Genomic DNA, 21,400 nt, shown 5'->3' with positions numbered 1-21,400 from the left:
ATTGAAATGCATGCGGGCAGGCGCTGGACGAGCACGTGGCCTCGGTGATGATTCTGGCGCGCCACCTCCTGTAGAGCCGAGCCCATGCCCGGTTTTGCAGCAGGCCGGGTCTATGCCGCGCGCAGCTGCACATCCACATACTCGGCCAGCCCGCGGCATGCCAGCAGCGACCCCTCGCGTGCGTCATCGCCTACCTGCTGGCTGACCTCGCCATCCACGCGCACGCGTTCTGTAGCGTGCAGCAACTCCAACAGAAACGTCAGCCCGGCATTGGCGCGGTCGATGCGTGCCAGTGTCAGCCGCTGCCCGGGCGTGCGGCCTTTACCCGGCCACGGCTGCCCATCGGCGGCGTCGCCCTGGCGGATGTGCTGCAGGCAGTGCAGCAGCGTGATGGTGCCGGGGGCTTCGCCTTCCTGCAGTGCGGCGAAGGTGCTTTCCAGCGTACGCGCCAGATCGTCGGGCAGGCGCGTGGCGGCCTCGCCCAAGGTGGCAAACAGGTGGGGGTAGTGCGACGTGGTCATGGCGGCGTCCTTGTGTGCGAAGCAAGGGGCCACCCCGCTTGACAGCGAGGGTGGCGGACGGTGCGTGGTTGCAATACCGGTGACCGATGTAGAAACGCCGGCGGGCACGAGGCCCCCGCGCACCGCCCGCCATGTAGGCATAGACGGATTGCCTGCCGACGCCGTCCAAGCACAGGGGAAGGAGACGACGCCGACAGGCAAGCGTAAACAACATCGATCAAACGGGATTGCAAGCCCGTGCCACCCGTTGTTGGTGGCAGGTAGATGATGCGCACGAAGGTGTCGCTGTACCAATCAGATAAGTTTCAAATTCAAAATTGTTGCAATCTGCATCCACGCGTTGCGTGGTCATGCAGAGTCAGGCGATTGCGTCAGAGTTCGCACGGCTTCCCTGTAGAGCCGAGCCTATGCTCGGCTCACCGTGGTGCATCGCGATCTGGCGGGACAACAGCCGAGCATGGCTCGGCTCTACAGAGAGCACGTCGCACAACACCGTGCTCAGCGCTCGATACGCGCCTCGGCCTCGCGCGGCGTACCGTAGTCATCCAACCAGGTGAAGCTGGCGGTGGTGGGCATCGTCGCACCAGCCGGCAGCGGCAGCCGTACCTGCGCACCCGGTGCGATCATGTCCGCTTCCACCTTGCGGCCATCGGGCAGGGTGAGCGTACTGACGGTCACATGGTAGGCGCTGGCATTGGTGACCTGCAGTGCGCCCCCCACCGCGCGCCATTGCAGCTGGGCCGCCGCGTCACGCGCATGCCCGGGCAGGCCAGCGGGGCGATGGAACAGCTTCACCCGCGTACGCACTGCGAACTGCAGCAGGTTCTTGCCGCTGGCATCGCTGGGCTTGGGCGGAATGTCCAGCAGATTGAAATAGAACACCGATTCGCGATCAGTCGGCAACGGTGCTTCCGACGGACGCGGCGCGTAGGTGATGCGATAGGCCTGGCCCTGGTGCGCCTGCAGCAGGCGCGGGTCGGCCGGGGTCAGCCGGAACGGCGTGCGCACATTTTCCGGCCGTGCATGGCTGTCGCCATCGTCGATCCAGACCTGCACCATCGCCGCCTGCTCACCGGTGTTGGTCGCCTTTACGGTCACGTCGCGGCCCTTGGCCGCGTCATGCACGATGCGCGTGCCCTGCAGCGTCACTGCTGCCGATGCAGGCAGCGCCAGAGCGCCTGCCAGCAGCGCGGTCATCCACGTCATTGCACGGAATGTCATAGGGAACACCTCGATTGGGTGCGCCAGCCCTTCCCTGGGCCGGCACGCGGAAGGAACTTACTTGTAAAGCACGACGAAGTCGCCGGACGCATTGGCAGCGCCGGCGGTAGCGTTCTGGCCCGGCGAGGCGTACCACGCGCTGTAGTCCAGCTGACCCTTGCCGGCGGCCGGAATGCTCACCCACTGCAGCGGGTCTTCGCCCAGCTTCTGGTGGTTGCCAGCGACGTCGTACAGGGCTACGCCCACATTGGAGGCCGCGCTCGGGTCGGGGTTCAGTGCCAGGTTGCCGGTGCTGCCATCCGGGGTGCCACCAAAGCGCACGCCCACATCCTGCGATGCGCCGGAGCCGGTGCAGTCCAGCTGGATGCTGAAGTTCTTCATGCCAGCGCGTTCGGCCGCATTGACCGAGGCAACATCGACCTTGCCCATCGCCACGGTGATGGTGCCACCGACGGCATCCACGGCGCAGGTGCTGGTCATCAGTTCGCCGGTGATCTCCAGCTTTTCAGCGAAGGCGGCGGGGGAAACAGCCAGCGCGAGTGCACCGGCAGCAATCATGTTCAACGTGTTCGACATACGGATGTCCTTTGAAGGGGGATCAATGAATCCGCATTGGGTGTGCCAGCGGATGCGCACAGTGTTCCCGGGCATGCCCACCGGGGACATGCAATTAGTTGCAAGGTGCTTGTGCAATGTGCGGGTTCGTGCTTGCGGTAAAGCGCGCAGTCAGGAAAGGACATTCGACCCTGCGACAGTCGATCGAAGGCAGGAGGCGCGTGATCTGCAACGCATTCGATTGACCATCGTTGCATCGTGAAAACAACACTGAATCGGTATGAAACGGTGCATTCACGGAACCCCGCGTCTTTTCGTTCCGTGTTGTCGCTTTACAACAAATTGCATGGGAAGGCGGCGGGGGGCTGTCTACGCTTCGGCCCACTTCGACTACGAGCGATGTCGGCTTTGGCCTCATCGAGTGACGTTAGCCATGCAAAAGCGTGCCTTCCCTTGCCGCAATCATTGCCGCCTGATCAGCCGTCCGCTGGGCGTGGCCATTGCCGTTGCGATGGCCATGGCAGTGGCCAGCCACGCCCATGCCGGCGACGGTGAGCCGCTGCAATTCAGCGAAGGGTTCCTGATTGGCGGCAAGGCCATCGACATGCAGCGCTATGCGCAGGGCAATCCGATGGAGCCAGGTGACTATCCGCTGGACGTGGTGGTGAACGGGCAGTTCCTGGAGAACCGCGACATCCGCTTTGTCGAGGCACCGGCGCCGATGGGTGCCACGCCTTGCCTGCCCATGGCGCTGCTGGGTCGCTTGAATCTGAAGGACAGCTACCTGGCCGATCTGCAGGAAGATGCAGAGGGCTGCATTGCATTGCCTACGCTGGTGGAAGGCGCCACCGTGGAATTCGATGCGGGCAACCTGCAGTTGCTGGTGAACGTGCCGCAGGCTGCACAGGCGCGCAATGCACGCGGCTACGTGGCGCCGGATCAGCGCGACTACGGTGTCACTGCTGCGTTCTTCGACTACAACATCAATCACAACCGTGCCCAAGGCCAGACCGCGACCTATCTGGGCTTGAATACCGGCGTGAACCTGGGCGCCTGGCGGCTGCGCCATCGCGCGTCCTTCAGCCACACCGATTACGGCACCCGCCACGATGTGATCAACAGTTACCTGCAACGCGACCTGCCGGCCTGGAACAGCCAGCTGCTGCTGGGCCAGGGCAATACCGGGGGCGAGCTGTTTGAATCACTGTCGTTCACCGGTGCGCGCGTAGCCAGCGATGAACGCATGCTGCCCGACTCGCTGCGCGGCTTTGCGCCGGTGGTGCAGGGTATTGCCGAAGGCAATGCCCTGGTGACCATCCGTCAGAACGGCAACATCATCCATGAAGTGAGCGTGGCGCCCGGGCCGTTCTCCATCGAAGACCTGTATCCCACCAACTTCGGTGGCGATCTGGAGGTCACCGTTACCGAAGCCGATGGCCGCACCCAGCGCTTCACCGTGAACTTCTCGGCCGTGCCGCAGGCACTGCGCCCCGGCGCCAGCCGCTTCAGTGCCACCGCGGGTGAGCTGCGCGATGCGCGTGGCGAGCGCGAGGCACTGCGGTTCGCCGAAGGCACTTACGCGCGTGGCATCAGCAACCACTTCACCGCACTGGGCGGCGTGCAGGTTGCCGAAGATTTCCAGGCCGCGCTGTTCGGTGGCGCAGTCAATACGCCGATCGGTGCATTCGGTGCAGACGTGACCCACTCGCGTGCGCGTATGGGTAACGGCGAACAGGTGACCGGCAACAGCTTCCGGTTGAACTACCAGCGCTACGTCGCGGCCACCGGTACCAACTTCGGATTGGCTGCGCACCGTTACAGCACGCGCGGCTACATGACCCTGAACGACTTCGCGCTGTCGCGCAGCGACGACTGGGGCCACAGCGGCCGCGCGCGCCAGCGCTTCCAGGTGAACTTCTCGCAGCGCCTGGGCGAGCGCAGCAGCCTGTCGCTCAGTGGTGGCCACGTGCGCTACTGGGGCGACGCGCCGAAGCAGAACGACCTGCAGCTGCGCTTCCAGAGCAGCATTGGTCGTGCCACCTACAGCCTGTCGGCGATGCGCTACCGGCTGAATGATGGGCACCAGGACACCCGCTACACCGCCAGCGTCAGCATTCCGCTGGGGACCGCGCCGCGTGCGCCCCGCCTGAGCACGCAGCTGGCCCATTCTGCCCGTGGCGAACAGGGCCAGCTGGGCCTGAGCGGCACGCTGGGCGAATCGCAGCAGCTCAGCTACAGCGTGGGCGCCAGTGACGGCAGCGGTGGCCAACGCAGCACCAACGCATATGCCACCTATCGTGGTGGCCACGGCACGGTGACCGCCGGCTACAGCCGATCGGGCGACTACAGCGCCGTGAACGCCAGCGCGGCCGGCAGCGTGGTGCTGCACCGCGATGGCATCAACTTCGGCGCACCGGTGGGTGATGGCTTTGCGCTGGTGCAGGCCGACGGTGCGCAGGGTGCGCGCATCGGCTATGGCGATGATGTCCGCATCGGCCGCAATGGCTACGCGCTGCTGCCGCATGTCAGCCCCTACCGCTGGAACCAGATCGAACTGGACCCGTCGGGCCTGCCGATGGACGTGGAACTGATGCAGACCTCGCAGCGGATCGCGCCGACCGCGGGCAGCATCGTGCGCGTGGCGTTCAATGCCAAGCGCGAACGCACGCTGTTCATCGACGCCACCGATGCGCTAGGCCAACCGTTGCCGTTTGCCGCGCGCATCGAGGACGACAGCGGCCGTGCCTACGGTGCGGTTGGCCAGGGCGGCGTGATCCAGCTGCGCGGTGCACCGGAGCAGGGCGAGCTGATTGTCGACCCTGAAGGCCCCAACCGTTGCCGCCTGCAGTACAGCACCCCCGATGCGCCTGATGCCTATGGGCTGTCGTGGAGCCAGGCAGTGTGCACGCCGCTGCGTAAGCCAAGCCCCGGCCTGCAGGCTGCGCTGGATGCAGCAAGCGAATCAACCCCCTGATCCCGACCTCTTCTTTCACCTTGGAGTACCCCATGAACCTGATCAACCGACTCACCTTGTCCACTGTGCTGCTGGCCGCTGCGCCGCTGGCCCTGGCCGATACCGCCACCCTGACCATCACCGGCCGGGTGCTGCCGGGCACCTGCACGCTCACCGCCGCACCGATCGATCTGGACGATGTCAAAGCCAGCGACCTGACGCCCGGGCAGGACAGCCAGATCAAGGCCGGCGCGCTGGAGTTCACCGGCTGTGTGGGTGTCAGCAAGGCGGTGCTGTCGTTCGCCGGTACCGCGGCCGATGGCGATGCAGACCACTGGAAGAACACGGCTGCCACCGATGCCGCCGACGGTGTGTCGATTTCGCTGCTGTCGGGCACCACCGGCACCACCTATCTGAAGGACGGCGACACCGGCATCGATGTGCCGGTGACCGGCGCCACCGCGCGCTACGACCTGCGGGCGGCCTATTACGCACCGACCGGTGCGGTGCTGAGCGCCGGTGATGTGTCCACCGAGATTGTGGTGACCGCTGACTACGAGTGAGTTTTCTCACCTTCAAGCGAACTGGAGACAGCTGATGATGATGTTCAACGACAAGCAGAAGGCAACACCTCGCCGTGGCCATCGGTGGCACGCCTGCGCCATCGCACTGCTGGCCGGACTGGGCATGGCCGACGCAGCGCAGGCCTGCGTGAAGGAATGGCACGTCCCCCGCACCGAGCACAAGGTCATCGACACCTATCCGACGGATCGCGAGCGCCATATGGGGCAATTGGCCTGGGCATTTACGTTCGACGGATGTGTGCAGTACGACCCCTTCGACGTGGATGTGAGGTTTGAGATGCCCGGAATGACGTACGTGGGTGAAATAACCTTCAAGGGAATCACCTATCCCGCGTTTGAGGCCAACCCGGAGGCGCCCTTGATGATCTTCCTGTTCCAGCAGGTTGTCGGATTCCCGGAGCTGCCGATGCGGCCCGGAATTACCTACCCTTACAGGGTCGGCGCCATGTCGTCTGTCCCAACCTTCAATGCGACCTTCAACCTTCGTCCCCAGTACTTCTCACGCGGTGGACGCATGCGTTCCTACGCCAGCACCGGTCGCCTGGTCTGGAATGTCGCCAGGTTCCCACACCTGGATGGTGAGCTAACCCTGGATCACAGTTTCACCTTCCCTGCAGTCACCTGCCCACTGCAGGACAAGGCCGAAACCCTGCAGGACGTGCAGACGGCGGAGCTTGCCGTCCCCGGTTCCACCGCGAAAGAGAAGCTGGTCGCGATCCGCATGGACTGCGGCGTGGATCCGCCGCGTGCACGCATGACCCTCAGCGACGCCGGCGATGCGGGCAACACCGGCAGCCAGCTGACCCCCACCGCCGATTCCGATGCCGAGGGCGTGCGCGTGCAGTTGCTGCGCGGTGGTGCCGAAGTGCAGTTCGGCCAGACCTGGGAGTTCGATCCGGGCGTGGGTGGCGTGCACGATCACCAGTTCACCGCGCGCTACATCCGCACCAATGAAGCGCTGGTGCCCGGCACCATCAAGGGCGAGGCAGTACTGAACGTTGATTACTGGTGAGGCACCTGGCATCGCGCCGCCTTCACGATGGCATCACCGGCTGCGAATGATCGTATCGCCGCGGCGTGCACCCTGATGTGCTGCAGCCGTTGGTTCCGCCATATGCCGGGTTTTCCACTCGTGGAGGCTGTCATGTACAGGCGTCGATACGCGTTGCATGCGCTGGGTCTGTCACTGGCCAGCGTGCTTCAGTCGCTCCCTGCCGCTGCCCAACAGGTGGTGGCCGATGGCACCCAGGAAACGCCACCGGCGGGCACCTACCAGACGACCACTGGGCACGCCTTCCATGCCCTCAACAGTGGCAGCATCATTCCGTTGGGGGCCGTCGTCCTGCGGACCAGTGGCACCGGCGATGCCGGTGCCTATGCAGATGGCCCCGGTAGCCGGATCACCCTGGCCGGGGCCGATGTGTCCACCACTGGCGCGGACGCGTGGGGCCTGGCGGCTGTCGGTGGTGGTGAACTGGAGGCGTCCAACGTGACAGTGGAAACCAGCGGCGAGCGAAGCCATGGTGTTGTGGCACAGGGTGCACGGGTGACCCTTTCCGCAGGCGATATCCTTGTCCGTGGCCTGAGTGCCCATGGTCTGTATGCCAGCGGGTTGGGCGAGCTGACGTTCCGCGGCGGACAGGTCGTGGTGGAGGGCAGCAACGCCAACGCTGTGCGCGCCACCGGGCAGGGCGGCATTGAGTCCTTCGCCATTGTCAGCGATGCCACGCTGCTCAGCCGCGCGGCAGGCAGTACCGTGGTGCTGGCCGATGCCGGTGGTATTGTGCAGCTGACCGACAGCCGGGTGGTACACGACGTGCCGGGAGGAGGCATCGGGCTGGGCGTGGTAGCACAGGTGGGTTCGCAGGCCAGCCTGCTCAATATCGATATCGACATGCGGGGAACGGATTCGGTGGGTCTCGGCGCGGGTGGTCGGGTCGACATGGCCGGTGGGAGTATCCGTGCGTTGGGCGCAGGGAGCCGGGCAGTTGACCTGGCCGGTGGCCAGACCACGCTGCGTGACGTGCAGATCGAGGCGTACAGCGGCATCATCCTGCGCGACGGGGCCCGGCTGAACCTGACCGGTGGCAGCGTAAGTGCTGATCAGATTGCTTTGGACGTGAATGGCTTGAGCACGTCGGCGACGGTGCAGGGGGCAGTCTTTTCAAGTCTCAACCAGACTGCCGTGCGGATGTTCCAGGATTCGATCTTGTCCATGCAAGACAGCACCGTGGCGACCCAGGCTGACAGCGCCGTCGGCATGGATCTTCGGGCGGGTACGGCAACCTTGGACAATGTGCAGATCGATTCCGCTGGTGACAGCAGCCATGGTCTGTATGTGGACGTGCGCATCTCCGGCTTCAATACGGTCGTCACCGCCAACGATCTTGTCATCCGCACTCGGGGGGCGGACGCCGCCGGCGTGGTTGTACGCGGTGGCGCAACAGTCACTATGACCAATAGCCAAGTGCTGACCCAGGGCGCGGGCGCGACCGGTGTGTTGTCACGAGGACGGCTGGCGCTGACCAACACGGACGTTCGCACGGAAGGGGCGGATGCCTGGGCGGCCCGTATCGAGGACAACGGCCGCTTGACGATGGATGGCGGTTCACTGGCAAGCACCCAGGGCGGTGGTCTGTGGTTGCGCAGCAGTCGTGACAGTGAGCTGGTGTTGGCCAACGGCGCGCGGCTGGCCGGTGGCAACGGCATTGCACTTGCGCTGGATGCGGCGGTGGCAGGGCCCTTCAACGTGCGTCTGCAGGACGGTGCGCAGATGGAGGGCGATGTAGCGCTGCATCCTGATGACGTGGCGGCCGGGCTGCTACCCCAGTCACAGGTGCAGGTGGCTCTCTCGGACGCCTCGCTGTGGACAGGGGGCACGGTGCTCGCCGAGGACGTGACGCTTGATGGCGCAAGCCAGTGGGTGCTGCGAGGGGCGTCAACAATCGACTCGCTGGGCGTCAGCGACAGCAGCCTGCTGCTCAGTGGCGATGGTGCAGGCGGCATGAGCACGCTCACGATCACCGGTGATCTGGACAGCAGCGGCGCGACCTTCCAGTTCAGCGGTGCGCTGGGCGGCGATGATTCGGCGCTGGGTCACATCCATGTGCAGGGCGATACACAAGGTGATGCGGGCATCCGCGTGGTGAACGCCGGGGGCGCCGGTGCGGCAACGACAGATGGCATTGAGCTGATCGCGGTGGATGGCGCCTCACTGGCGACCTATACCCTGGTGGGCCGGGCCGTGGCCGGTCTACATGAGTATTTCCTGCACAAGGGCGGTGTGACCGGTGGAGAAGGAAACTGGTATCTGCGTTCGGTGGCCAGCGATCCCTGCGAGGTGGATCCGGACGCGCCGGGTTGCAAGCCAGTGGATCCGGGCCCCGGACCAGATCCGGATCCGGATCCGGATCCTGAGCCAGAGCCAGAGCCAGAGCCCGTGCTGCGGCCCGAGCCGGGAGCCTACCTGGCCAATCAGGTGGCGGCGCTGGGCATGTTCCAGCATCGATTGCATGACCGTGTGGGTGAGCCGGTGTTCGCACAAGGGCGCAATGCGTGGGTGCGTGTGGTGCGGCAGCAGCCGCAGTTCACCACGCTGGGTGGGCAGCTGTCGGTAAGAGGCGGCACATCGGTGGTGCAGCTGGGCGGTGACCTGCTGCACACCGATGGCTGGAATCTTGGCGTGATGCTGGGCGCTGGCTACGGTAGCCATGACGTTACCTCGGACCTGACGGAGTATCAGGCCAAGGCACGCCTCCGTGGTACCGCAGCCGGTGTCTACAGCACCTGGCGGCAGAATCCGGTGCAGGGCAACGGACTGTATCTGGATGCCAGCATCCAGTTCGCGCGCTTTGACAACCGGGTGCAGGGCGATGGTCTCGCCCGGGAAACCTATGATTCGCGCGCCACGCTGGGTTCGCTTGAAGCCGGATACACGGTGCCTGTGTGGAAGGGCGCGGGATCCACCCTATATCTGCAGCCCCAGGTGCAGCTGGAGCATGTGCACTATCGTGCAGATCGTCATGTTGAAGCGACCGGTACGGTCGTGGACAACGATCAGGCGGGGGGCTGGGAAGGACGGGCAGGTCTTCGCCTGTTTGGGCGTGGCAATCAGGGCAGCGCCGTCGTTCAGCCTTTCGTGGCGCTGAACTGGCTGCGTGGACCGCGTACCAACAGCCTGGACTTCAACGGCGAGACGTTGGGCGCCGATGTGCCGCGCAATCGCTATGAGGTGCAGGCAGGCGCGGAGCTTCAGTTGGGAACGCGCTGGGCCGCATGGGGCAGTGCAACGGTGCAACGGGGCGATGACGACTATCGAAGCGTGGCCGGGCAGTTGGGCGTGCGCATGGCCTGGTGATTGGCAGCGCCGGAGGCGTGATCCATTGCTTGGCAATGGAATCCGATCCCGACGGTTGAGAGGTGCGACGCCTGCCGTTGTCGGCGTCACTCTTTGGGGGCACTCCGTCAAGGTGCAATGTGCGCGTGCAGCACGGGTGCGCTGAAGAATCATCTCTTTCACGAAGATTAATGTCGCATGTGCGGTGCAATGTCGTATTCAACATTGCAACTAATTGAATGGTGGGGGCGCAACGCGACATCCACCATGCCGGTCTCGACAAAGGAGACCTTGAACATGCGATCCCACCACCTCCATTACTCGGCGTTGGCTCTGGCCCTCGCCGCCGCGCTTGCCGCTGCAATTCCTGCCCGCGCACACGCACAGCAGGTCATCGCCGACGGTGATGAGCAGACCTCGGTTGCGTCCTGCCCATGCGCGACATGAGTGCGCCGGATCGCCCCGTCACGTGCTGCGTCCCGGGGGAACATGCAGGAGCGTCCAGAGAACTCGGCCCACCATGACGGCGCTGCCGATTGCCGCGACATCGCATGGTGATCCACCGCATCAATGCAATCGATAGATATTTGCATTTGCAACTAATTGCATGGTCGCCCTGGGGGCGAGTGCACAGACTGTGCGCTCTCCAACGCGAGCTGCGTCATGCCACGCCTCCTCATTGCCCTGCTGCTGTCCACGCTCTGCTTGCCGGTCGCCGCCGCGACACCGCAGATCAGCGTCGGGCCGCTGTTCGACTACCTGGAACCCACGCACAGCAATCTGCTCAAGCGCATCCGCAACACCGGTGACGCCACGGCCTACGTGCGCGTGGAAGTGACCCAGATGCACTTCGATGCGGAAGGACAGGCCAGTGAAACGCCGGTGGACGGCGCGGCGTTGGTACGCAACGCCCCTGGCGCGCACGGTGTCATCGCCAGCCCCAGCCGCCTGATCATCGCCGGCAACGGCCAACAGGCCACGCGCCTGGTCTATCGCGGCGCACGTGACCAGGAACGTTATTACCGGTTGCGCTTCATCCCGGTGGCACCCAGTGCCGAGGAATTCTCGCTCAGCGAAGAACAGGCGCAGGAAGCGGCGGAATTGAACGCGTCCATCCGCATGTTCACCGGCTACGGCACGATCCTGTTCATCCCCCCAGAACACGCGCACTACGACACCCGCCTGCAGGATGACCGCGTGTACAACCACGGCAACGCCACCGTGGTGCTGGACAACCTTCGCCAGTGCGAGCGCACCCGCCCGGACACCTGCACGCCCGGCATCATCGTCCACGTCCGGCCCGGGCGCTCCTACGCGCTGCAACTGGCCGACGGCCGGTTCCTCCGCTACGACCTGAAGGAAGGCGGCAGCCAGCGCGGTATCGATTCGCGCCGCTGACCGTTCCGTTCCTCCCGCTGTTCATGCCCCATCGGGTCCGCCAGGCACCCGCAGGGGGTGCTGTGCCCACGTCCTGGCGTCTTGTATCCATCCACACTTCCAGGAGCAACACCATGTCCTTGAAAACCTACGCGTTGGCGGCCGCCACCGCCGCGCTGCTGGCCCCGGCGCTGAGCCACGCCGCCATCGAAACCAAGTCGATCACCGTGAACGTCACGGCCGACGTGCCCAACACCGCCGGTCTGCAGGTATCCACGCCCGATGGCTGGGAAGGCCTGCCGCAGAACCTGCCATGGGATACCGCGCGCCAGGTACTGGGTGAACTGACCGGCCGTGTCATCAACGTCAAGTCGTCGGCCGCCATCACCGCCTACCTGTCGGCCCCGGCGCAGATGGCGTCGGCTGCCGATGTCGTGGACCTGGTGGTGAAGCTGGACAACGTGGCCGTGCCGGTTGCGGGCGGCACGAAGCTCACCGTCGCCAACGCGGCGCAGGCGGCCGCTGGCAAATCGCTGGCCTTTGCCATCGCCCCGACGGTGCCGGCCGGTGGCTACAAACAGGGCAGCTATGGCGGCCAGTTCCACATGATCTTCGAAAGTGATATCGCCGATCCGTGAGCCCTGCAGGCGCTCCCTGCCGCATCCACGGATGCGGCAGGGAGGCCGGAGAACGCACCATGTTTCCCAGGCGCCCTCGCGCATGCCCGCCCTTGGCCCGGTTGACCGTCGCCATCGGTGCCATTGTCGTTGCCGCGTCCTCGCAGGCCGGGGGCCTGGCACCGGATGAGCTGCCCAGCCTTCTGGAACAGCGCGAGCGAATGCCGGCCGAATTCCGCGCGCATCTGTTCGGCACCCCGCTCACGGTCCGCGTGGAGCTGGACGGGCAGTACCTCGGCGATGCCGAGGTGGTGCTGCACGACGACAACCGCGTGCAGGTGGTGGACTTCGTCGACAGCCATGACAGCCGCCTGCCACCGAGTGAACGTGCACGCTGGGCGACGCAGCTGGCCGAGCCGTTGCCACTGGGCGTCTGCCACGAAGCCTGCCGCGGGCTGTCGGCGCTGCATTACAGTCTCTCCAATTCGCTGCTCAGCCTGCTTACCCCGGGCGGCGCGCGGGGCGAGGACCGCCACGTTGCCCAGCCCGAGGGGGGCAGCCGCGGCCTGATCCTGCGCAACAGCCTGGCCGTGCACGGGGGCCAGGACCAGCCCACGGCCACCCGCTACAGCGCCGAGCTGCGTGGCAGCCTGGGTCGCTGGAGCACGCTGGGCAGCTACCAGTACCATGCGCAGCCTGGCCGCGCCGACCACTACCTCAGCGCGTTGTACGCACAACGCGAGCTGGGCGACCACTTCGTGCGCGCCGGCTACTTCCTGCCCACCTTCGAAGGGGTGATCCGCCAGCCGCGCGCACCCGGTACGCAGAACGACACTGCGTTGGGCGTCATGGTCGGCTCGTCGGACATCCTGCTGGCCGATACCCGCAGCGCCAGCATGTACCCGGTCCATGTCACCGCCAGTCGCGACGGGGTGGTGGAGGTCCTGCGCGATGGCGTGCTGTTGTCCACCCAAGCCGTCAGGCCGGGGATCCAGGAAATCGATACACGGCGCTTGCCGGGCGGTATCTACGAGGTGGACCTGCGCGTGGTGGTGGACGGACGCGAAGCCTCGCGCGAGGCGGCCACCATCCACAAGCCCAGCCGCTGGCGCGACCCGACGCGGCGCTGGCGCTACAGCGCGTTCGCCGGCCAGCAGCGCGGCCTGCTCGGCAGCAGCAGCGATGCGGACAGCGGCAAGGTGGCCGCCGGCGCGGTGGTCAATTACCTGGTGCATCCGCGTGCGGTGGCCGGTGCCACCGTGCAGCAGATCGGGCAACGCCGTGCGGCCGGGCTGTCGATGGACTGGCAGGCCAGCAGTGCGCTGAGTGCTTACACCAACCTGTACACCGCCACAGACAGGGGGCGCGGCCTGGACCTGCAGGGCCTGTATCGCTACCGGGCCGGGTCGGTCGTGGCCAGTCACGCGCGCGGTTGGGCCGAACAACGCCACCGCGTGGCGCCAGGCGCCGGGCTCGCGCCGCGATGGGAACGCCAGGGCGGCTGGCAGGACACCACGGCGGTGTCGATCACCCACCGTTTCAGCCACCGCGATACGGCCAGCGTGCGTATCGCGCGCTCGAGCGGATTCACCCGTGGCACCGGCATCGACGTGTCCTACGGCCGCCGCGAAACACTGTTCGGGCGACATGACGTGAACTGGCGCGTATCCGCCCACGACCGTCCGGGCAATCGCCATACCGGCTACCACCGCCAACGCGGCATCGACCTGACGGTGAGCCTTGCGCTGGGCAGTGATCGCCGCAGCTACAGTGGCAGCCTGGGCAGCCGAACCGGGGACAACGGGCAGCGCGATGGGTACCTCGCCGCCACCGTCAGCCAGCACCTGGATGGCCCGGTGCTGCGCAGCGTGACCGGCACCGTGGGTGCGGACCGCGGCGGCGTAGGCGCCGGTGCCGGTGCCTACCTGCAGCATGCAGTGCTGGAAGGTGATGCGCAGCTGTACCGCGCGGCGGGCAGCGGCCAACTGAGCGGCAGTGCCAACCTGGACAGCACCGTGGCGTTCGGCGGCGGCCACGTGGCGGTCATTGGCCAGGGCCGCAGCGGTGCGGTGGACACCGGCATCATCGTGGACGTGCGCAGCGACGTCCCCGATGTCGTTCTACGCGCCGACGACAGCCGCAGCGGCAGCGTGGTGCTGCGGCCGGGCCGCAACTTCGTGCCGGTCAGCGCCTACCGCGCCGGCCAGGTGCAGATCGATTTCGACGGCCGCACGGCCCCGGCGGCCACCCTGCAGCCGGCCGCGCTCGACTACCACCTCAACAAGGGCGGGGTGATGCACGCCACGGTGGATGTGCTGCGCACCTTCACCGTATTGGGCCAGGTCGTGGATGCCGATGGCCGCGGGGTGCGTGGCGTGCAGGTGATCAACCACGCCGGGCGCAGCGTGAGCCAGGACGATGGATTTTTCACCCTTGAACTGAGTGCACGCGCGCCGGTGGTGGAACTGCGCTACCCCAACCTCACCCGTTGTGAACTGGTGATGGAGCAGGCCAGCTACCCGCGCGAAGGCGACCTGTTGATGGTGGGCGGGGTGCGTTGCCCCACACCGGTCGCTGCGCAATGAGTTTTTCTCCCCATGTACGTCTGCAGGTAGCTGACATGAAATCCAGCCTGTTGCTGATCGCGATGTTGCTTGCCCTGCTGGCTGCCCCGGTGGCCGCCCAGGTGCGCGAAGTGACCGTCACCGGCCAGTTCAGGCCGAACGCGTTGAACCCCGGCAATACGGCATTCGAAAACACCACGCCACGCGGTGCCTTCTGCAATTGGCGGCCAACGCAATGTGCCCAGCAGGGGGCCTACATCTTTGATCTGGGGGGAGGGGAGTACTGGCGCAAGTCGGGCCCGCAGACCGGCACGGCGCAGCGCGACACGACGTATGTGCGCTTTCCGGCGCCGCGCACGATCACGTTGCAGGATGTCACCACCGGGCGTACGTTCGACGCGGAGATCAGCTTTGTCGCCATTTCCCTGCGATTGAACTTCGGGGGTGGGGCGGATCCGTGGTACCACGGCATCAGCGGTGGCTGCACCGCGATCCGGGGTGCCGGTGGGCGGGGGTGGTCCAACGGCGGCTGGGGCGTCCGTGATCCGGGCAACCCACAGGCGTGTTACAGCAACCAGGGAAGGGGGGGGCGTACCTACGCCTACCGCAACGTCGGCATCGGCATTCAGGTGGCACTTCCCAATGCGATGACCCTGCAGGATGGCCGCTATACGGCGCAGGAAACCTGGACCACCGGTGGCGCCGATGCCGACATCGACCTGGGCGACAACATCACCGGCACCACGGCGATCCGGATGAACTTCGTGTTCGATGTGATACATGATTTCCAGGTGCGCTTTGCCAGCGAATCGCCGCGCGTGCAGCTGGTGCCCGATGGTGGCTGGTCGCAGTGGACCGACCACGCCAAGGTTCCTGCGCGGCTGCGCCAGGAGCTGCCGTTCCACCTCACCTCGTCGATGGATTTCAGCATGAAGCTGCGCTGCGAACACGCGGCTGGCGGTGGCTGCGGCATCCGCAATGCAGCCCATGACGTGGTGGTGCCGGTAGACGTGGAGGTGACCATCCCGGGCATGCGCAATCTGAAGGACGGGCGCCCCGCACAGGACACGCCGCTGCTGCCGGACGACGCACGGGCGCCGCGCTTCACCCCCGATGGGTACCTGACGCAGCGCCGCTCGACGCTACGATTCACGGCCAACCGCGCCGCGGTGGAGGCGATGGTGCAGCTGCCTGGCTCGCGGTGGGACGGGCAGATGACGGTGGTGTTCGACGCAAACCCTTGAGTCCACGCCAATACCACATGCACCCCATTCGGTCGCGGCCCTCCCGCCAATGAGCAGGGAGGTTTGCATAGGGGCCTGCGAATACGCAGCCGCAGGCCAACCCATACCGCAGCGAAACGACGGCGCGCGCTGTCGCGTTTGCCCTTTGAACCGCATCCCCCCTGACCGTGATGCTGTGGGCCACCTCAGCTCGGCTACCCACATGCGCACGCCTGGATGCTCCTACAACCCCGCCATTGACGGCATGCGCGCGCTCGCTGTGCTGGCCGTCATCGTCTTCCACGTCGATGCTCAGCTGCTGCCGGGTGGCTTTACCGGCGTGGACCTGTTCTTCGTCATTTCAGGCTTCGTGATCAGCCAGTCCCTGGCGGCACGGGGCGACACGCCACCGGGCACGTTGCTGCTCGATTTCTATCGTCGCCGCGTGCTGCGCCTGTTGCCCGCGCTGCTGCTGATGCTGGTGGTCACGTTCGTGCTGTCGGCGTTGCTGATTCCGCGAGCGTGGCGCAATGAACAGTTCGACCAGACCGGCATGGCCGCGCTGCTTGGCTTGAGCAATTTCGTGCTGGCCGGCCAAGAGGACAGCTACTTCTCGCCTGGTGCGGACCTCAACCCGTTCCTGCATACCTGGACGTTGGGCGTGGAGGAACAGTTCTACCTGATCTTTCCCGTGCTGTTCATCGCCTGGTTGCGCGGTCGCCAGCGCTTCCCTTCGTTGCGCTGGCTGCTTCCGGTCGTGTCGCTGGTGTCTCTGGTGTTGGCGGCATGGCAAAGCCGCGTTGCGCCCACCACTGCCTTCTATCTGCTGCCCGCGCGCTTCTGGGAACTGGCCGCTGGCGCGCTGCTGTATCAATGGATGACGGCCCGTGGCGGTGCGCCGCGCGGACGTTGGCTGGCATGGCCAGGGGGGGCGCTGTTGGGCGCAGGCGTGGTGCTGGCACCGTCGCTGCCGCTGCCATTCCCGGGGGTGACCCTCACGGTGATCGGCGCGCTGCTGCTGCTTGCCGCGGTGTCTGCCGAGGGTGCCGCCACAACCGGGTACGCGCGGTTGCTGTCATGGGGGCCGCTGACCTACCTGGGCCGCATCTCGTACTCGCTCTACCTCTGGCATTGGCCACTGCTGGTCCTGCTGCGTTGGACCTACGGCCTTCAGGGTGCAGCGCTGTGGCTGTACCCGATCCTGCTTCTGCTGGTGGCCTCGGCGTCCTACCGCTGGGTGGAAGTGCCGTTGCGCCGCGCCCCCGCGCTGGCTGCAAAGGCCCCCGCCAGGGTGCTTGCGATGGCGGTGCCGGTGGTGGCCGGCGCCGCGTTGCTGGCCTGGAGCATGGTGACCTTCCACGAGCAGATATCGCTCAGCAGCACCCGCGACGGCTACGCGTGGCAGGCACGCAAGTACCCGGCATGGCGGCCGCTTGACCCGGTGGACGCGCCCGGGCTGGCCGGCCGCCGCCTGTTCGTCGCCGGTGACTCGCATGCCGCCGCGTATCGCACCCTGACGTCGATGGTGGCGCGGCAGACCGGCATGGAGGTGCGCCAGGACGATCAGGGTGGGTGTGGCATCGTCAATCTGCTGCGCGCGGCCCCGGCCGACTGCTGGTCCTTCGCCGAGCGGGCGCTGTCGCGCATCGAGGCGCAGGCGCGACCGGGCGACATCGTGCTGCTGGCATCGCTGCGCATGCCCGAACTGCGCGGCCGCGACTGGGGCAATGGCGATGCGGTGGTGTTCCAGCAGATGCTGGCAGAGCGCACGCCGTCCGATGCCGCCGCTGCGCGCGCCGAGGCGGAGCAGGTGCTGGACCGGCTGCAGCGGCTGGGCGTGCACGTGGTGGTGGATGCGCCGTTGCCGCTGTTCAAGGCGGGGGCGTATCGCTGCACGGACAGATTCAACCGGATGAATCCGGCCTGTGCCGGCGGGCTGGACATGGCGCGCGCCGACCTGGAGCTGCTGCGTGCACCGCAGCTGGAACTGCTGGCCGCGTTGAGCGACCGCTATCCGTCGTTGCACATCTGGGATCCGCTACCGCTGTTGTGTGGTGCGCAGACGTGTTCGGCCATGGACGGTGACCAGCCGCTGTTCTTCGACAACGATCACCTGAGCGGTCACGGCAACCGCGTACTGCTGCCGGATTTCCGCACCACGCTGATCGACATCACCCAGCGCGCACGCCCGGTAAAGCCGGGCTCTGCCCGGCAGCCGTAGAGCGGGGTGCTCTCCGGCTGCCATCCGCACCCGTTCCATGAACCCGCATCACGCCGGCGGCAGCACCCCGGGTTGAGGATGCGGTAAGGATCAACGCGCCAGTATGCGCGGCACTCTCGGCGCATTGGCCTGCCAAACAGGCTGCTTCACGAATATTAATGTCACATGTGCGTCGCCACGTCGCATCTGACATTGCAACTAATTGAATGGTGGGTGTGTAACGCGACATCCACCATGCCGGTCTCGACAAATAGAGACCCCCACATGCGAACCCATCCGATTCACTACTCAGCGCTGGCCATGGCCCTCGCCGTCGCACTCGCTGCAGGCATTCCCGGGCAGGCACACGCGCAGCAGGTCATCGCCGACGGTGATGAGCAGACCCCGGCCGCTGGCGATTACAGCGCCACGGGCGTGGGCAGCCACGCCTTCCATGCGCTCAACGGCGGCCGCATCGTGCCGTTGGGCGCGGTCAACGTGAGTGCGGATGGCGATGGCGGATCGGCCGTCCGTGCCGAGGGTGCTGGCAGCCGTATCGAACTGAATGGCTCTACCTTGCTCACCACCGGTTTCGGCGCCACCACGGCACTGGCAACGACGGGAGGTGGGCTGCAGTTGACCGCCACCGATGTGATCAACAAAGGCACCGGCATGGGCGTTGTGGCGCAAACCGGCAGCCAGGCCACGCTGCAGGATGTAAACATCCGCATGGAAGGTGTGTCGTCGGTCGGCCTTTCCGGTGGCGGCGACATCACGATGACCGGTGGCTCGATCTCGGCCATGGGGCTGGGCAGCCGGGCGGTGTCGGCCACCGGGGCTAACATGACCCTGACCGGCGTTGCGATTGAAGGTGAGTCGGGCATCTGGCTGGCCGACAACAACCAACTCGACCTTGCGGGAAGCAGCGTGAAGGCCAACGGCATCGCGCTGGACATCAATGGCCGCGGCAATGCAGTCACTGTGGCGGACTCCAGCTTCCATAGCACCGGCAACGGGACGGGAACTGTCAAGATGTTCTCCGATTCAACGTTGGCAATGGCACGCAGTACCGTCATCAGCGAGGGTGATCGCGCTGTCGGCATCGATGTGCGAACCGGCACGGCGGATCTGGACAGCGTGAAGGTGACCACATCGGGCGAGAGCAGCCATGGGTTGTATGCCGACTTCACTACCTTCGGCACCAATCCGACCATCAACGCACGCGCTGCCCAGGTCCATACCTCTGGTGCCGGTGCGATTGGCGCGGTGGCGCGCCAGGGCGGCAGCATCCACCTGCAGGACAGTGTCATCCTCACTGAAGGACGGCAGGCGCATGGCGTACTGACCGGCGGCGGCGGTGGAATGACGTTGATCAACACTCACGTCCGCACCGAAGGCGAGGGGGCGTGGGCCGCGGTGATCAACGACAACGGCAGCCTGGGCATCGACGGTGGTTCGCTGGCAAGCGCGCAGCATGGCGGCGTGTGGGTGCGCAGCAGCCGTGATGCGGGGTTGACCCTGGCCAACGGCGCGTACGTGTCGGGTGGCAATGGTATTGCCGTTGCGCTGGACGCGGCAGTGGCTGGGCGCTTCGACGTGGTGGTCCAAGGCGGTTCGCAGATGGTCGGCGACATCGTCATCACCCCCGAGGACGAGGACGCCGGCCTGGTGCCACAGTCCGATGTGCATGTACGCCTTGCTGACGGGTCGCTATGGCAGGGTTCGTCGGATCTGGTGCAGACGATGGCGATCGAAAGCGGCAGCCAGTGGACGCTGACCAGCGACGCCACGGTGGGTGACCTGCAGGTGCTCAACAGTGGCGTGGCGTTGTCCGATGGTAGTGGCCGATTCAACACGCTCACCGTGGACGGCGATCTGCACAGCGAAGGTGCGACGTTCCTGTTCCAGGGGACGCTGGGCGGTGACGACAGCCTCTTTGATCGCCTGCATGTGCGTGGCGATACATCGGGTGATGCCAGTATTGCGGTGAGGAACATCGGGGGTGCCGGCGCTCAGACGACCGACGGCATCCAGCTCATCGAGGTGGATGGCGCATCGCAGGCGACCTATGCGCTGGCCGGACGTGCGGTGGGCGGTTCCCATGAGTACTTCCTGTTCCAGGGCGGTCTTGCCGATCCTTCCGACGGCAACTGGTACCTGCGCTCGCAATGGTTCGATGTATGTGCGGATGATCCGAACGCGCCGGGCTGTGTGGTCGATCCTGGTCCCGGTCCGGGTCCTGACCCGGGTGAGGGCGGTGAAGAAGGTGAGGGCGGCGGCGGCGACCCGGTCATCCCGCCGGCGGTGCTGCGCCCGGAGGCCGGTGCCTACCTGGCCAATCAGTCGGCCGCCATCAACATGTTTGCCCATCGCTTGAACGATCGTATTGGCGCGGTGTCGCTACAGGACGGTCCCACTGCATGGGCGCGCATGGGCCGCCAACAGGCGGATTTCAGCGCGGTCGGCGGTCAGCTGTCGATGGATGGCAATACGTCGGTACTGCAGATTGGCAGCGACCTGCTGCGTCGGGGTAATGCCGCCTTTGGCGTGATGTTGGGCAGCGGCCGCACCGACAGCACCGTAGTGTCCGAGCTGACCGGCTACAGCGCCAAGGGTCGCGTGCGCGGTAACGCGGTGGGGGTGTACGGCACCTGGATGCAGGATGCCGATGGCACGCAGGGTGCCTACATCGATGCGAACCTGCAGTACGGCCGTTTCGACAACCGGGTGCAGGGCATTGGCCTGGAGCCGGAGCACTATGATTCGCGCGTGGCCAGTGCATCGCTGGAGACCGGCTACACCTTCAATGTGTGGCAGGGCGCTGCCAGTGCGCTGTATGTGCAGCCTCAGCTGCAGCTGTCCCATGTCAACTATCGTGGTGATCGACACGTGGAAACGAACGGCACGGTGATCGACCAGGCCGATGTCGGTGGTCTGAGCGGGCGCCTGGGCGCGCGCGTGTTCGGCCATGGCACCGCAGCCGGCAACATCGTGCAGCCTTACCTGGGCGTCAACTGGCTGCGTGGCAGCGGCACCAGCACGCTGCAGTTCAACGGTGACACGCTGGGTGCGGATGTACCGCGCAACCGCTATGAGGTACAGGCCGGCGCGGAGCTGAAGCTGGGCCAGCGCTGGGGCGCATGGGGTGGGATGACCGTGCAGCGCGGCGACCATGGCTATCGCAACGTGGGTGGCCAGGTGGGTCTGCGCATGGCCTGGTAAGAAGTGCTGCAGGGGTCGGATCCGCTG

General features: G+C 66.0%; 13 protein-coding genes. 10 read left to right on the top strand and 3 right to left on the bottom strand.

The features are described from left to right. Positions 1–110: 110 nt before the first annotated feature. From ABE546_RS05120 to ABE546_RS05110, 3 genes are all read right to left on the bottom strand, one after another. Positions 111–521: a hypothetical protein gene (locus ABE546_RS05120; protein ID WP_346462866.1), complete on the bottom strand. Its 411-nt coding sequence runs from the start codon at positions 519–521 to the stop codon at positions 111–113. A gap of 498 nt (positions 522–1,019) precedes the next feature. Continuing rightward, positions 1,020–1,742 (bottom strand): molecular chaperone, encoded by a 723-nt coding sequence (locus tag ABE546_RS05115; protein ID WP_346462865.1) that lies wholly within the window; start codon positions 1,740–1,742, stop codon positions 1,020–1,022. 57 nt (positions 1,743–1,799) lie between these two features. After that, complete coding sequence (locus tag ABE546_RS05110) at positions 1,800–2,318, bottom strand: fimbrial protein (protein WP_346462864.1); 519 nt, start codon at positions 2,316–2,318, stop codon at positions 1,800–1,802. 412 nt (positions 2,319–2,730) lie between these two features. Here ABE546_RS05110 and ABE546_RS05105 point away from each other — a divergent pair, with 412 nt between their 5' ends. The 10 genes from ABE546_RS05105 to ABE546_RS05060 all read left to right on the top strand — a co-directional run bounded on the left by ABE546_RS05105 (position 2,731) and on the right by ABE546_RS05060 (position 21,373). Further along, the gene (locus ABE546_RS05105) at positions 2,731–5,271 is read left to right on the top strand and encodes a fimbria/pilus outer membrane usher protein (RefSeq protein WP_346462863.1); all 2,541 of its coding nucleotides are present in this window, start codon (positions 2,731–2,733) and stop codon (positions 5,269–5,271) included. A gap of 32 nt (positions 5,272–5,303) precedes the next feature. Beyond that, positions 5,304–5,813 carry a fimbrial protein gene (locus ABE546_RS05100; protein ID WP_346462862.1) on the top strand — a complete coding sequence of 170 codons (510 nt, stop codon included), beginning with the start codon at positions 5,304–5,306 and terminating at the stop codon, positions 5,811–5,813. Between the two features lie 124 nt (positions 5,814–5,937). After that, entirely contained in the window at positions 5,938–6,846 is a 909-nt protein-coding gene (locus tag ABE546_RS05095) for a fimbrial protein (protein ID WP_346462861.1), read from the top strand. Between the two features lie 153 nt (positions 6,847–6,999). Next, positions 7,000–10,191, top strand: a complete 3,192-nt coding sequence (locus ABE546_RS05090; RefSeq protein WP_346462860.1) for an autotransporter outer membrane beta-barrel domain-containing protein — start codon at positions 7,000–7,002, stop codon at positions 10,189–10,191. A 642-nt stretch (positions 10,192–10,833) separates the two neighbouring features. Further along, on the top strand, positions 10,834–11,568 hold the full coding sequence (locus tag ABE546_RS05085) for a CS1 fimbrial subunit B flags: Precursor (RefSeq protein WP_346462859.1): 735 nt from the start codon (positions 10,834–10,836) through the stop codon (positions 11,566–11,568). Between the two features lie 113 nt (positions 11,569–11,681). Further along, positions 11,682–12,185: a CS1 type fimbrial major subunit gene (locus ABE546_RS05080; RefSeq protein ID WP_346462858.1), complete on the top strand. Its 504-nt coding sequence runs from the start codon at positions 11,682–11,684 to the stop codon at positions 12,183–12,185. Positions 12,186–12,277: 92 nt separating this feature from the next. Continuing rightward, positions 12,278–14,749 carry a TcfC E-set like domain-containing protein gene (locus ABE546_RS05075; protein WP_346462857.1) on the top strand — a complete coding sequence of 824 codons (2,472 nt, stop codon included), beginning with the start codon at positions 12,278–12,280 and terminating at the stop codon, positions 14,747–14,749. Between the two features lie 35 nt (positions 14,750–14,784). Further along, complete coding sequence (locus tag ABE546_RS05070) at positions 14,785–15,972, top strand: hypothetical protein (protein WP_346462856.1); 1,188 nt, start codon at positions 14,785–14,787, stop codon at positions 15,970–15,972. A gap of 202 nt (positions 15,973–16,174) precedes the next feature. Next, positions 16,175–18,172, top strand: a complete 1,998-nt coding sequence (locus ABE546_RS05065) for an acyltransferase family protein (protein ID WP_346462855.1) — start codon at positions 16,175–16,177, stop codon at positions 18,170–18,172. Between the two features lie 264 nt (positions 18,173–18,436). Then, positions 18,437–21,373 carry an autotransporter outer membrane beta-barrel domain-containing protein gene (locus ABE546_RS05060; protein WP_346462854.1) on the top strand — a complete coding sequence of 979 codons (2,937 nt, stop codon included), beginning with the start codon at positions 18,437–18,439 and terminating at the stop codon, positions 21,371–21,373. The last annotated feature ends 27 nt before the right edge of the window (positions 21,374–21,400 follow it).

The sequence above is a fragment of the Stenotrophomonas sp. TWI377 genome (genome assembly GCF_039674525.1).
Lineage (GTDB): Bacteria > Pseudomonadota > Gammaproteobacteria > Xanthomonadales > Xanthomonadaceae > Stenotrophomonas.
This window is presented reverse-complemented; position numbering and strand designations above follow the sequence as displayed.